General features: G+C 70.9%; 10 protein-coding genes. 6 read left to right on the top strand and 4 right to left on the bottom strand.

Going from position 1 to position 12990, the window contains the following annotated elements:
* Nucleotides 1–3: 3 nt before the first annotated feature.
* Nucleotides 4–573 (top strand): dienelactone hydrolase family protein, encoded by a 570-nt coding sequence (locus tag F784_RS0103775; protein WP_019585370.1) that lies wholly within the window; start codon nucleotides 4–6, stop codon nucleotides 571–573.
* Between the two features lie 71 nt (nucleotides 574–644).
* The gene (gene trhA / locus F784_RS0103770) at nucleotides 645–1286 is read left to right on the top strand and encodes a PAQR family membrane homeostasis protein TrhA (protein WP_019585369.1); all 642 of its coding nucleotides are present in this window, start codon (nucleotides 645–647) and stop codon (nucleotides 1284–1286) included.
* A 174-nt stretch (nucleotides 1287–1460) separates the two neighbouring features.
* Here the strand turns inward: trhA and F784_RS0103765 are convergent, their stop codons facing one another.
* From F784_RS0103765 to F784_RS0103755, 3 genes are read right to left on the bottom strand one after another with little or no spacing between them, the layout of a single operon-like run.
* On the bottom strand, nucleotides 1461–2069 hold the full coding sequence (locus F784_RS0103765; protein WP_019585368.1) for a site-2 protease family protein: 609 nt from the start codon (nucleotides 2067–2069) through the stop codon (nucleotides 1461–1463).
* Between the two features lie 47 nt (nucleotides 2070–2116).
* Entirely contained in the window at nucleotides 2117–3250 is a 1134-nt protein-coding gene (locus F784_RS0103760; protein ID WP_026332249.1) for a tRNA nucleotidyltransferase/poly(A) polymerase family protein, read from the bottom strand.
* A gap of 3 nt (nucleotides 3251–3253) precedes the next feature.
* The gene (locus F784_RS0103755; protein ID WP_026332248.1) at nucleotides 3254–4528 is read right to left on the bottom strand and encodes a S1C family serine protease; all 1275 of its coding nucleotides are present in this window, start codon (nucleotides 4526–4528) and stop codon (nucleotides 3254–3256) included.
* A gap of 142 nt (nucleotides 4529–4670) precedes the next feature.
* Here F784_RS0103755 and F784_RS0103750 point away from each other — a divergent pair, with 142 nt between their 5' ends.
* The gene (locus tag F784_RS0103750; protein ID WP_019585365.1) at nucleotides 4671–5693 is read left to right on the top strand and encodes a nucleotidyltransferase domain-containing protein; all 1023 of its coding nucleotides are present in this window, start codon (nucleotides 4671–4673) and stop codon (nucleotides 5691–5693) included.
* A 56-nt stretch (nucleotides 5694–5749) separates the two neighbouring features.
* On the opposite strand, the gene F784_RS0103745 is transcribed toward F784_RS0103750, so the two are convergent.
* The gene (locus tag F784_RS0103745) at nucleotides 5750–6661 is read right to left on the bottom strand and encodes an Hsp33 family molecular chaperone HslO (protein WP_019585364.1); all 912 of its coding nucleotides are present in this window, start codon (nucleotides 6659–6661) and stop codon (nucleotides 5750–5752) included.
* Nucleotides 6662–7015: 354 nt separating this feature from the next.
* Here F784_RS0103745 and F784_RS0103740 point away from each other — a divergent pair, with 354 nt between their 5' ends.
* The 3 genes from F784_RS0103740 (at nucleotide 7016) to F784_RS0103730 (ending at nucleotide 12889) form a co-directional block, all read left to right on the top strand.
* A complete protein-coding gene (locus F784_RS0103740) occupies nucleotides 7016–8842 on the top strand; it encodes an ABC transporter substrate-binding protein (RefSeq protein ID WP_019585363.1) in 1827 nt (608 codons plus the stop codon).
* A 72-nt stretch (nucleotides 8843–8914) separates the two neighbouring features.
* Nucleotides 8915–9601 carry a response regulator gene (locus tag F784_RS0103735; protein ID WP_019585362.1) on the top strand — a complete coding sequence of 229 codons (687 nt, stop codon included), beginning with the start codon at nucleotides 8915–8917 and terminating at the stop codon, nucleotides 9599–9601.
* A gap of 381 nt (nucleotides 9602–9982) precedes the next feature.
* Entirely contained in the window at nucleotides 9983–12889 is a 2907-nt protein-coding gene (locus tag F784_RS0103730) for a GAF domain-containing sensor histidine kinase (RefSeq protein ID WP_019585361.1), read from the top strand.
* Nucleotides 12890–12990 lie beyond the last annotated feature (101 nt).

The raw sequence follows: 12990 nt of genomic DNA, 5'->3' as shown, positions 1-12990 counted from the left end.
CATATGGCCGAAATCTTGTTCTTCCACCACGCGCAGGGTCAAACCCCAGGATTCCTCGCCCTCGCCGAGGAGTGGCGGCGGGCCGGACACGTGGTTCACACGCCCGACCTCTACGACGGCCGGAGCTTTGACACCCTGGAAGCAGGAGTCGCACATGCCCGGGAACTCGGGTTCGGCAACCTCCTCGAATCTGGCGTGCGCGCGGCGGACAACCTGTCTCCCGAGCTGATCTACGCTGGGGTTTCGCTGGGGGTGATGCCCGCGCAAAAGCTGGCCCAGACCCGCCCTGGGGCGCGGGGGGCTCTGCTGCTCCACGCCTGTCTCCCCGTTTCGGAGTTCGGCGACCGGTGGCCCGCGGACGTTCCCGTCCAGATCCACGCGATGGAAGCCGACCCCTTCTTCGAGGAAGACGGGGAGGCTGCCCGGGCGCTCGCAGGCTCAACGAGTCGGGCGGAATTGTTCCTGTACCCTGGGAATCAACACCTGTTCACAGATCGTAGCCTGCCTGACTACGACGCGGGGGCTACGGGACTCCTCCTGCAACGTGTGGGAGACTTTCTCAGAGAGGGCTGAGGGCCCACGGCCCTCCGCGTACTGCGTCCCAACTCCCACACCTCACCCTCCACATCCCCTACCCTGGGGATGTGAAGCGTCTGCTGACCGCCCCGCGTGAACCGGTGAACGCCCTGACCCACTGGGGTGGGGCGCTCGCGGCGCTGATCGTACTGGGGCCGCTGCTGTACTGGGCGCACACGCGGGGGCTGCACCTGTGGCCCTTCCTGGTGTTCGGCCTGAGCATGGTGGGGCTCTACGCCGCCTCGGCGAGTTACCACTCGTTCCGGCCCGGTGAGCGCGGGCTCCTGTGGCTGCGAAAGCTCGACCACGCGGGCATCTTCCTGCTGATCGCGGGGAGCTACACGCCGATCGCGTACTACGGGTTGACAGGGGTGTGGCGCGACGCCGTGCTGTGGGTGATCTGGGGCATCGCGCTGACGGGTATCGTCCTCAAGCTGGTGACGATGCGGCTGCCGCGTTGGATCAGCACGCTGCTGTACCTGGGGATGGGCTGGGTGGCCGTGGTCCTCTTGCCGCAACTCGCGCGCAACCTGCCCCCCGCCGCGCTCTTCTGGATGGCGGCGGGCGGTGTGCTGTATTCCATCGGGGCCGTCATCTACGGGACGCGGCGGTGGAATCCCCGCCCGGGCTTCGGCTTCCACGAGATCTGGCACCTGTTCGTGTTGGGCGGCACGGGCGCCCATGTGGCGATGATGTTCTGCCTGCGCTGAGGAACAGCGGGCAAAGACCCCCGGATCAGTCCCGGGGGTTCTTGTTCTTGGCCGACTCGCGTAGGGCCACTCTCCGAAAGATTGTCACCCCGAGTGAAACGAAGGGGCCCGACATCCAGCTTGGTCCGCAAAGGCCTCGTTGCCGCTCAGCGTGACGACCCCCCACGCCCCGCCCTAGATTCCCACGACGCCCAGCACCCAGCGCTGCACGCTGCCGATGATGTTGCCGATGGGCCGCTGCGCGATGAAGATGAACAGCATCACGATCACGAAGCTGAAGGGCTGGGCCTCGAACTGCGCGAGGCTGCGACCCAGCGAGGGTACGAGCGCGCCCAGGATGCGGCTGCCGTCAAGCAGTGGGATGGGAATTAGGTTGAAGACGGCGAGCACGATGTTGACGCTGAGGATGGTGAGCAGCACTGCGGCCGTGAAGTCGCTGTAGGGCAGGAAGCGCAGCAGCAGCCCCGCCAGAAGGGCGATGAGCAGGTTGCTGATCGGCCCCGCCGCCGAGACCCATAGCGTGCCCCAGCGCCCCAGGTTGTTCGGGTTGATGGGCACCGGGCGCGCGAAGCCGAAGCCCGCAATAAGGAGCAGCAGGGTGCCGAAGGGGTCGAGGTGCCGGACCGGGTTGAGGGTCACGCGTCCGAAGCGCCGGGGTGTGGGGTCCCCCAGCCGGTCGGCCGTCCAGGCATGGGCGAACTCGTGGACGGTGAGGGACAGCACGAGCGCCGCCGCGACGACCACGAACGCGAGAGGACTCGTACTCAGGAGGCTAAGCAGCATATGGGGAGCAGTCTACGGGCTGGCGCAGCGAGACACCGGATGACCCCTCACCGAGAGAGGGGAGGGGAGTCCCACAGATACGCCTCCAGCGCCGCCCGTTCCTGCTCCCGCGAGCGCACCCGCCCAGTCCGGCGCAGGGTTGCCAGATGGGCCAGGGCCGCGCCCACCGCCGGGCCGGGGGGCACCCCCAGCGCCACCACATCGCGCCCGGTCAGCGGGGGGTAGGCGTCCGGGCGCAGCAGGGCGCGCAGAATGGCCTCGGAACTGCCCGGGGAGGCGGGGGCGTCCGACAGGGCGCGGACCAGGAGGGCGCCTGGTTTCTCGCCCAATCCCAGGCGGGCGGCCAGGGCCGGGGGGTCGGGGGCGGTGGAGAGCAGGGCGGCGGCGTAAGCCTGCTCGGGGACCGATTGGCCCGAGTCCTGTCCCGCGTCCAGAGCTTCCAGGCGCTCCACGGCACCTCCCGGCAGGAGGGACCCCGCCCCCCACGCCTCCAGCATCCGGGCGGCCCTCCCCGGTCTGGGCTCGCCCAGCAGCAGGCGCAGTTCGGCGTGCAGCCGGGGGGTGCACCCGGCCATCTCCAGGGCGTCCGGCACCTGCCGCAGCAGCTCGGGGTGCGCGCCCAGGCTCAGCCGTCCGGCCAGCCGTGCCCCGCGCACCAGGCGGCTCGCGTCCTCGTGGAAGGAGTGGGGATGCAGGGGCCGCAGGGTCCGGGTCTGCAAATCCTCCAACCCGCCCACTTCATCAAGCAGGGTCACGTCACCGTCCGGCCTGACCACCAGCGCCAGCGCGTTCAGCCCGAAGTCGCGCCGCCGCAGGTCGTCCGCCAGGGTTCCGAAGACCGGGACGGGATTGGCGCCGGGGACCGGGTAGCTCTCCCGCCGCGCCCGCACCAGGTCGGCGCGCCTCTCGTCCGGCAGGGTCACCGTGGCATTGCCGAAGGCAGGGTGGACCAGGAAGGGGAGGCCTGTAGCGGCGGCCAGCGCCCCCGCGTCCGTCCCTTCCACCACCACGTCAAGGTCAAGGGGCGCGCTTCCAAGCAGGGCGTCCCGGACGGCGCCGCCGACGAGGGCCACCCGTGCCCCCGGTCCCGCCCCCCGGGCGAGCCCCACCAGCCAGTCCCGGTCCCGGGGCTGAAGTCGGGCCCAGGCCTGCCGCGACCGTGTTTGCGTCGAGCTGTCCACCGATTACTGGAAGGAGCTGGCGTCCAGGGTCACCTTCACGGTGCGGGTCTGGCCGCCGCGCGCCACGCGTAGGTTCACGCTGTCGCCCTGCTTCTTGTCGATCAGGACGGCCTGGAGGTCTTCGAGCGCATCCACCGGCTCGCCGTCCGCGGACACGATCACGTCGCCGCCCACCGCGACGCGGCCTCCCTGGAAGGCCTGCACCGTCCCGCCGCGCAGTCCCGCGTCGGCGGCCGGTGAGCCCGGCTGCACGCTGCCCACCACCAGCCCCGTCGCGGGAAGACCCAGTTGCTGCTTGCCCTCGCTGGACAGGGCGCTCAGGCCCACCGGGATGGCCCGGTCGGGTCCCTGCACGATCAACCCCGCCGTGATGCCCAGCCGGGGGGGGCCGACCACCCCGCCGTTCGCCTGCTGGAGCCGGGGGAGCAGGCTCCTCGCGGAGTTGATGGGGATGGCAAAGCCCACGCCCGCGCTCTGGCCGACGCCCGTGGCCGCCCCTGCCGGGGAGAGGATCTGCGTGTTGATGCCGATGACCCGTCCGCCCGAGTCGAGCAGTGGCCCGCCCGAGTTGCCGGGGTTGATCGCCGCGTCGGTCTGGATCGCCTTCTGGGTGATGCCCTCGCCGCTCGCCGAGAAGCCGATGGGAATCTGCCGGGCGGTGCTGCTCACGATCCCCTCGGTCACGCTGAAGTCCAGCCCGAAGGGGGCGCCCATCGCCACGGCCTTCTGCCCCACCCTGAGGCTGTCACTGTCCCCCAGCGGGATGGGCTTGATCAGGCTCTGGTCCAGCCCCTGGGGGCGGATCAGCGCCAGGTCGTATTGCGGGGCGAGGCCGATGATGCGCGCCGGGACGCTCTGCTCGCGGTTCATCACCCGGATGCTGATGCGGGTGGCGGAGCCCTGGCCGCCCTCGCCCGCGACGACGTGGTAGTTCGTCAGGATGTCGCCCTGCTCGTTCACGAAAAAGCCGCTGCCCACGCCCTGCTGCACCTGGGTCTGGCCCCCCTGGCCGTACAGATACCCCAGCGGGTTCTGGCTCACCACCTCCTGCTCGGTGCTGATGTACACCAGCCCCGGCTCGTAACGCCGCACGATGTCGATGGTGTTCAGCTCGTTTTGCAGCCGCGCCCCCGCCTCGCCGGGTGGGGTGGTGCTCGGCTGCGTCTGGGTCGTCTGCCCCGTCTGGGCCCCGGAAAAAGGCACCTGATCCCGCAGCAGGGTCGCCCCCAGCCCCAGTCCCACCAGCACCAGCGTCACGGCGAGAAGCGGTCGTCTCATGGGGACATTATCCGCAGGCGGGTGGAGCCGCGGCAGCGTGCCGGATGACACGGCCTACCGAGTTCGTTCATTTGGAAAGCCGGGGCGCCCAGGCCACCCGGCGGATGACGGCGGGCCGGGAGGTGTGCTGTGCTGAGTCCCCATGCCCGACCTGTCTGCCGCTGCCCGGAACCTGACCCGCACCCTCGGCTCCTATCTGGAGCGTGGCCGCGAGGACGGCGTGTTCCACCTCGCGGGCGGCGGCCCCGGCAGCGTTCCTGTCCTCGCCGATCTCGACGTACCGGAACTGCACCTCGACCTGCTGCCGGAGGTGCCGACGAAGGAGCAGCGGGCGGCCCTGACCGGGTTGGGGTACGAGCCGGGCGAGGCGGGGCGCTGGACCCATCCGGGCGGCTGGCGGCTCGTCCTGTCCGATCACGGGAGTGGCTGGCGGGCCGAGCAGGTTGCGCTGCGGGCAGTGCTGCTGGAGGACACGGGGGCGGCCGAGCGCTACAGGCGGGTTTTTCTGAAGGCGGGTCGGGAGGCGGCGGATCAGGCTTTGTGGGAGGACGCCCTGGCGCACCATGCTCGCACCGTCGGCTTTGCCCCCGCCCGCTTCGTCGCCGAAACCTTGAACTCCCTGGGCCTGCCGTGGATGTTCGCGGGCGGCGTGGCCCTCGACCTGCATCTGGGCCGGGTTACCCGTCCCCACGACGACCTCGACGTGGTGCTGCCCCTCGCGAGTCAGTTCGAGGTCCGGGACGCGCTCGCGCGGCAGGGCTGGCGGTTGGACGCCTGCCTGGAGGGGACCTACCAGGCCTGGACCGCGCCCATCGAGCCCCCCTCCTTCCAGGTCCACGCCCGCCACCCCGATCTGCCGAACGTGCTGATGCTCGACCTGATGTTCACCGACCTGGAAGGGGACCTGTGGCGCTACCGCCGCGACCCCCGCGTCACGCTGCCGCTCTCGCAGGCCCGGCGCGTCGGCCCGGACGGCCTGCCCTTCCTCGTGCCAGAGGCGGTGCTGCTGTTCAAGAGCCGGACGGGGGGACGGGACCCCAGGGGAAAGGATCAGGGCGACTTCGGGCGGGTCCTGCCCACGCTCACGGCGGACGCACGAGCCGGGCTGACAGGAGCCCTGCGGCTCATCCAGCCCGGGCATCCCTGGCTAGAGGTCCTGGACTGAAAGAGAAGGGGAGGAAGGCCCGCAACCTGGGCTTTCCCCCCTCGCCCGACCCGCACTCAGGCCTGGGCGCGTTCGCGCTGGGCGTCCAGGCCCGCGATCTCGGCGGGCGTGATCTGGTAGTGCTCGCCGCACCAGTGGCAGATGATCTCCTGGCCGCCCTCGTCCATCATCTCCTGGCGCTCAGTTCCCGTGAAAAAGCGCAGGCTGTCGAGCGCCTTTCGCCGCGAGCAGCGGCACTGGAAGTGCGCGGGCTGCGCCTCGGGCGCGAGGACGAGGTCGAGTCCGGCGGCGGCCTCCTGCAGGGTCTCCAGCAGGCTGCCGCGGCGCAGGTGGTCGGTGATTTGGCCCAGCCCGCGGATGTTCGCCTCCAGCCGGGCGAGGGTCGCGTCCGTCACGCCGGGCATCGCCTGCACGAGGAGTCCCCCAGCACGGTGGACCCGGCCGCCCTCCTCGTACACGCCCAGCAGCACGGCGTTGGGAATCTGCTCGGACACACCCAGGTAGGTGCTCACGTCCTCGGCGATCTCGCCGCTCACGAGCTCGACGCTGCCGGTGTACGGCTCGCCGTTGTCGAGCAGCCGGGTCACGGCCAGCTCGCCGTCGAGCCCCACGATGCCGCGCACGTCGAGCTTGCCGTCCGTCTCGCGCAGGGGCAGGTCAGCGCCGGGGTTCCGCACGTAGCCGCGCACCAGGCCGTCGGCGCTCCCCTCGGCGACGATCCAGCCCACGGGTCCCCCGCCCTCGATGCGGAGGTTCACGCGGCTGTCCGTCTTCTTGCCCAGCACGACGGCGAGCAGGGCGGAGGCGGCCAGCGCCCGGCCCAGCGCGGCAGTCGCGGTCTTGCTCAGGCCGTGGCGGAGGCGGGCGTCCTCGACGATGCGTGTGGCATCGATGCCGACAAAACGAAGGGTCCCACCCGCCGCCGTGCCGCGCAGCAGGAAGGAGTTCGGGTGGGCGTGTGAAGTCATTAGGAAACCTTACAGGACCGCACTCAAGGCGGGTGTGGGGGGTCTCTCATTCCCCCTGCCGCTGGGGTGGGGGCTCGCGCGCCCGGCAGGCAGATGATATAAGGGACCGCTTGGAGAGGGAGGAGTCTGACGGGTTTCTGCCCCCCCGCCTCATCCTTCTTGACTGGACCCCCAGGCATCCCTCATGGGGGTGCCCTACCCTGACCCCGTTTCCCCATTCGGGGAGGAGGGAGGCTGGCCGCCAGTCTCCGCGAGCCAGAGCCCGTCTGACCCTCTGGCCGTCGGTCCACCGGCATCATCAGCCTGCATCCTGGACGCCCTTCTTGCGACGGGCGTCTCCACAAGGAGCCTTTCATGACCATCCACACGTCCCGCACCCGCCCGCTGGGTTTGATCGCCCTGACCACCCTGGCCCTGACCCTCGCGGCCTGCGATAAGCCGAACGCGAACAAGGACACCGGTTCTTCCGGCACCACCGCCTCCACCTCCACCGACAGCACTGGCAGCACGAGCACGTCGTCCGGCGCCAACTCGGTCCTCGTCGTGCAGGAGAGCGCCGACATCCCAACCCTCGACCCCGGCACGAGCTACGACACCGCCAGCGGCCAGGCCGTCGAGAACCTGTACGAGACGCTGGTGACGTACAAGGGAAGCAGCCTGACCGAGCTTCAGCCCCTGCTCGCGACCAAGTGGGACATCTCGAACGATGGCAAGACGTACCGCTTCACCCTGCGCGACGGCGTGAAGTTCCATAGCGGCAACGACTTCAAGTGTGCGGATGCCGAGTACACCTTCCGCCGCAACCTCGTGACGAACACCAGCAGCAGCGGCAACTGGTTCCTGTCCGAAAGCCTGCTGGGCACCCCCAGCAACGCGAACGACGACCAGTCGGTCACCTGGGCCAAGATCAGCACTGCCGTGAAGTGCGACGGCGAGACGCTGGTGTTCAGCCTGCCGAAGGCCGACCCCGCCTTCCTCGCCAAGCTGGCGTACATCGGCCAGGGCATCGTGGATTCCCAGCACGCCAAGGAGATCGGCGAGTGGGACGGCACCGAGGCCACCTGGAAGGCCGCTGTGGGCAAGGACCTGACCGGCAGCCCGCTCTCGCAGGACCCCAGCGGCACGGGCGCCTACCGCTTCGTGAGCAAGGACGCGACCGCCTTCCGCGCCGAAGCCTTTGACGGCTACTGGGGCGACAAGGCCAAGATCAAGAACGTGGTGATTCAGATCGTGCCCGAGGCCGCCGCGCGCATCCAGGCGTTCCTGAAGGGCGACGCCGACCTGATCGAGGCCGGGACACGCCCCGTGGTCGAGGAGCAGCTCAAGGGCAAGCCCGGTGTGGCGGTCGTCGACAACTTGCCCGATACCGGCGCCTGGGGCATCTTCATGAACGAGGCCATCAAGGGCACCGACCGGCTGGGCAGCGGCAAGCTCGACGGGCAGGGCATCCCCGCCAACTTCTTCAGCGACCTCAACGTCCGCAAGGGCTTCGTGGCCGCCTTCGACGTGCCCACCTACATCAAGGAGGTGCAGGGCGGCAAGGGCGAGCCCCGCAACTTCCTGCTCCCCGAGACCTTCCCCGGCTACGACTCGGACCTCGCAGCGCCCAAGTTCGACCTCGACGCCGCCAAGGCCGCCTTCCAGCAGGCGTGGGGCGGGCAGGTCTGGGAGAACGGCTTCACCATCAACGCCACCTACCGGGCGGGCAGCGTCTCCATGCAGACCGCGATGGAGCTGCTGAAGAAGAACATCGAGGCCATCAACCCGAAGTTCAAGGTCAACTTGGTGAGCAAGCAGTGGAGCGAGATCATCCAGGACGGCGACGCGGGCAAGGAAATCCTGATCATGACCGGCTGGGCGCCCGACTACGCCGACCCGGACAACTTCGTCCACACCATGTACTCCTCGGAGGGGTTCTACCACCCCCGTGCGGGCTTCACCGACCCGCAGCTTGATGGGTGGGTGCAGGAGGCCCGCTCGACGAGCGATACCGAGAAGCGCAACGAGCTGTACACGAAGATCGCCGAGCGCGCCCAGGAGCAGGCCTACTACATCCTGCTCCCCAGCAACCCCGGCATCCTGGCCTACCGCGACAACCTGAGGGGCATCAGCGAGGACACCTTCAACCCCATGCTCGCCTTCCGCACCGGCACGCTGTGGAAGGACCTCAGCAAGTCCTGAAGCCCCCGCTTCCCGGGGCCGCCTCTCCACGTGGGGGCGGCCCTTCTGCATTCCGGCGGGTATCCTGCCCCTATGCATCATCCCACTGACACGTCTCCCGAGGGCACCCGGCCCATCACGCTGCTCCTGGTGGACGACCACCCCGTCGTTCGCAAGGGCACCCGCGAGCTGCTGGAGAACGAGCCCGATCTGCATGTCATCGGCGAGGCCGACAGCGGCGAGGAGGCCATCCGCCAGGCCCGGGCGCTGAACCCCGACGTGATCCTGATGGACGTCTCCATGCCCGGCATGAACGGCATTGAGGCCACGCGGGCGATCAAGGGCTTCATGCCCGGTGTCGGCGTCCTCGTCCTCACGAGCTACGACGACGACGCCTACGTCTTCGCCCTGCTGGAGGCGGGGGCGGCGGGCTACCTGCTGAAGAACACCTCGGAGGACGACCTGCTGGGGGCGGTGCGGGCAGTCGCGGCGGGGGAGAGTGCGCTGCACCCTTCCGTCGCCCGCAAGGTGCTGGAGCGGTTCAGCACGCAGCAGACGCCCACGCCGCCGGAGGACGCGCTCAGCCCCCGGGAGCTGGAGGTGCTGCGGGTGGCGGCGACGGGCCGGACGAACAAGGAGATCGCGCGGGACTTGGACATCAGCCCGCGGACGGTGCAGGTTCACCTGGCGAACATCTTTTCCAAGCTGGGGGTGGGGAGCCGGACGGAGGCGGTGCTGTACGGGATCAAGCGGGGGTGGATTGATCCGAAGACGTTGTGAGGGAGGGGGTTTGGGGGCAGGGTGTCTTGCCTCAGTTTGCCCCCACCCCCCCTGCCCCCAGTGGAGGGTAGGGGGGAGTGGCACTGCGTTCGGCAAGGGGCTCGCCCGTCGCGCCCGTGGTCGCCTTCCTCTGCCCGTAAGGTCTGATCTTGCCGATATCCGAGTCGCATGCCCACCGTCTCGCTGCGCGAGCAAGGCGGGGTGAAGGCCGTGCGAGAGCGAACCGAGGGGTGGGATTGGCCGTCCACAAGAGACGGTTTTAAGAGGGCTAAAGCTTGAGCGGTGTTGCGGGGGAGGTCGGGAGGGGGGTGGCAGGCCCCAGCCTGCCCTCCAAAGCTCTAGCATCTGACTAACCCCGTTATGACTTCTGAAGTCTCCCCCATGACCCTGCCCCCCTTTCCGCCCGACCTCAGCGCGGCGCCCACTGTGCGGGCGTTTGGGGCGGCGCTGGCCGCGTTCGCCTGCCGGACGGTGCGGGCACATGGCGTTCAGGTCTGGGCCGTGCAGGGCGGCTCGCTCTCGGTGGTGGGCGAGGAGGGGCGGGGGCTGGGCCTGAGTGACGGGACGCTGGCGGCGCGCGCGCTGGCGGAGGGGCGGCCCGTCTCGGAGGGGATGCTGGCCTGCCTGCCCTTCGGCGGGGGGGTGCTGGAGTTCGTGGGGGCGGACCCCGAGGGAGTGGAGGCGCTGGCGGGGCTCACGCCGCTGCTCACGCTGGCGCTGGAGGGTGTGCAGGCGCGCGAGGTGCGGCGCGGGCGGGGCCGGGTGGCCGAGACGGTCGAGCAGCTCGTGCGGCGGCTGGGGGGGAGCCTGAACCTGCCGGAGGTGCTGACCGCGACTGCCGAGAGTGCGGCCATCGCGCTGGGCTTCGGGCGGGCCTTTGTGGGCCTCTTCAGCGAGGTGGGCGAGGATGGGGCGCAGACCGGGGAGGTGTTCACGTACGGCTTCGACGAAGCCTTTGGGGGCGGGATCGCCGTGGGGCCGGTGTCGTTCAGCCGCCTGATCGGGCGTGGCGAGGTGATCCTGTACGAGCGGGCGCGGGACTCGGCGTCGCCGCTGGGAGCGGGGCTCTCGGAACTCGCCCCGGAGGTGGCCCTGATTGCGCCGCTCAGCGCGCGGGGCAAGCCGCTGGGCGTCCTGTACGTGGACAGCCGCTCGCCGGGCGCGCGGGCGAGCGAGGACGACACTTGGCTGGTGCTGGCCCTGGCCGAGCAGGCCAGCCTCGCCATCGACAACGCGCGGCTGTACGGGGCTGAGACCCGCAAGCGCGAGGCCGCCGAGGCGCTGCGCGAGGCGGGGGCGGCGCTGGCGGGGAGCCTGCACCTCAGCGACACGCTCTCTCGGGTGCTGGAGCGGGCCACCGCGCTCTTCGGGGCGGACGCGGCGGGGGTGTACGAGCTGCAACCTGACGGGCGGACGCTCACCATCCGCAACGCGGTCGGGTTGCCCAGCGAGTACGTCCTGCGGGTGCGCGCGAAGGTGGGGGCGGGCGTGACTGGGCGCGCGGTCGAGCGCCGGGAACTCGTGGCCGCCCGCGACCTCACGACCGCGCACCTGGGCGGGGGGAGCCGCTACACCCGGCAACTGCTCGCGCAGGGCCGCTACCCCTATCGCGGCGTGATCGGCCTCCCGCTGGGCACCCGCGCCTCGGTGTTCGGGGCGCTGACCCTGTACTGGAAAGAACCGCTGCCGCTCGACGCCGACGACCTCGCCCTCACCGAGGTGTTCGCCGCGCAGGCCTCCCTCGCCATCGAGAACGCCCGGCTGTACGAGGAGGAACTGCGCCGCGAGCGCGAGGCCGCCGTGCTGCTCAACGTCGGAAGGCTGCTGGGCGAGGACCAGAGTGACCGGACGCTGGCGGAGGTTGCCCGGCTCGCCACCCTGGCCCTGAATGCCGGGCGCGGCCTGATCGCCCTGACGGGGGAGGGCGGCGAGGTGACGCGCTGCGCGACCTTCAACCTGCACTCGCCCCCCGCGGCCGAACTCGCCTCGCTGCTGGGGCAACTCGGGCGGGGGCCGCGGCCGCTCACCCGGCGCCACGCCCTGCCGGTCGCGGGCAGCGCCCTGATCGTCCCCCTGCGCGGCGACCCGGGTGGGGACGGGCCCGACCACCTCCTGGGCTTCCTGTACGCCGACGACCCCGGCACCGAGCCGCCGAGCGACCGGGTGCTGGGCCTGGCCCGCAGCGTGGCCGACCAGCTCGCGCTGACGCTGACCCGCGAGCGGCTGCTCTCGGCCCTGGCGCGCGAGGAGGCCCGTTACCGCCAGCTCGCCGAGGGGGCGCACGACCTGATCCTGAGCGCCGACCCGGCCGGGACGGTCACCTATGCCAACCCCGCCGCGACCCGGCTGCTCGCCCCGCTGACCGGGCCGCTGGTCGGGTCGAACCTGCTCACCCTGCCCACGCCCGCCACCCGGGGCGCCCTGCACGCCGCCTGGGACGCCGCCCGCGTCCGCCCCGCCGGGGGCCGCGCGGAGATCGAGGTGGGGCCGCACCGCCTGGAGGTGCGCCTGAGCGCCGTGCGGCAGGCCGGGGCGTCCCCTTCCGGCACAGTTCAGAGTGTCCTGACCGTCGCCCGCGACCTCTCCGAACTCCAGACGCTCGCCGCCGAGATCCAGCGGCGCGGCCAGGCGCTGGAGGCCGCGACCAGCCGCCAGACTGAGCTGCGGACGTACCTCACCCTCTTTACCCAGGCGCAGGAGGAGGAGCGGCGCCGCATCAGCCGCGAGCTGCACGACGACACCGCGCAGGTGTTGATCGCCACCTCGCGCCGGGTCGCCCGCCTGGCCCGGGACCTGGACGGGCCGCAGCGCGAGCGGGCCGACGACATCCTGGGCGACCTGAACGCCGCCATCGAGAGCGTGCGCCGCTTCGCCCGCAACCTGCGGCCCAGCGTGCTGGACGACCTGGGCCTCCTGCCCGCGCTCGAATGGCTCGCGGGGCAGGCGCAGACCGACACCCGGCTGGAGGTCAGCGGGGCCGAGCGCCGCCTGGCGCCCGCGCTGGAACTCACCGTGTTCCGGCTGGCGCAAGAAGCCCTGACGAACGTGGACAAGCACGCCCACGCCCGCTCCGCCGCCATCCGGGTGGCCTTCGAGCAGGGCGGAGTGCGGGTGGCCGTCACCGACGACGGCCAGGGCTTCACGGCGGGGCAGGCGCAGGCGCAGGCGCAGGCGGGGCACCTGGGCCTGCTCGGGCTGCGCGAGCGGGTGGCCCTCGCGGGTGGTGAGCTGGAGGTCGAGAGCGATCCCGGGCGGGGCACCACGCTGACGTTCAACCTGCCGGGGTAAGGCGCTTCGGGGAGCCAGGGCTTGACTCCGGCCTTGCCCGCTCCCGGGTCCCGTGCCTTCCAGGGGCATGAGCCGAGCCGGAAGGTTGGGTCAAAGCTTCC

Source organism: Deinococcus apachensis DSM 19763 (assembly GCF_000381345.1).
GTDB classification, from domain to species: domain Bacteria; phylum Deinococcota; class Deinococci; order Deinococcales; family Deinococcaceae; genus Deinococcus; species Deinococcus apachensis.
This window is presented reverse-complemented; position numbering and strand designations above follow the sequence as displayed.

Coding starts and splice junctions, on each gene's coding strand:
- F784_RS0103740 (WP_019585363.1), top strand. CDS start 7,016: ATGACCATCCACACGTCCCGCACCCGCCCGCTGGGTTTGATCGCCCTG.
- F784_RS0103775 (WP_019585370.1), top strand. CDS start 4: ATGGCCGAAATCTTGTTCTTCCACCACGCGCAGGGTCAAACCCCAGGA.
- F784_RS0103750 (WP_019585365.1), top strand. CDS start 4,671: ATGCCCGACCTGTCTGCCGCTGCCCGGAACCTGACCCGCACCCTCGGC.
- F784_RS0103730 (WP_019585361.1), top strand. CDS start 9,983: ATGACCCTGCCCCCCTTTCCGCCCGACCTCAGCGCGGCGCCCACTGTG.
- F784_RS0103735 (WP_019585362.1), top strand. CDS start 8,915: ATGCATCATCCCACTGACACGTCTCCCGAGGGCACCCGGCCCATCACG.
- F784_RS0103755 (WP_026332248.1), bottom strand. CDS start 4,528: ATGAGACGACCGCTTCTCGCCGTGACGCTGGTGCTGGTGGGACTGGGG.
- F784_RS0103765 (WP_019585368.1), bottom strand. CDS start 2,069: ATGCTGCTTAGCCTCCTGAGTACGAGTCCTCTCGCGTTCGTGGTCGTC.
- F784_RS0103745 (WP_019585364.1), bottom strand. CDS start 6,661: ATGACTTCACACGCCCACCCGAACTCCTTCCTGCTGCGCGGCACGGCG.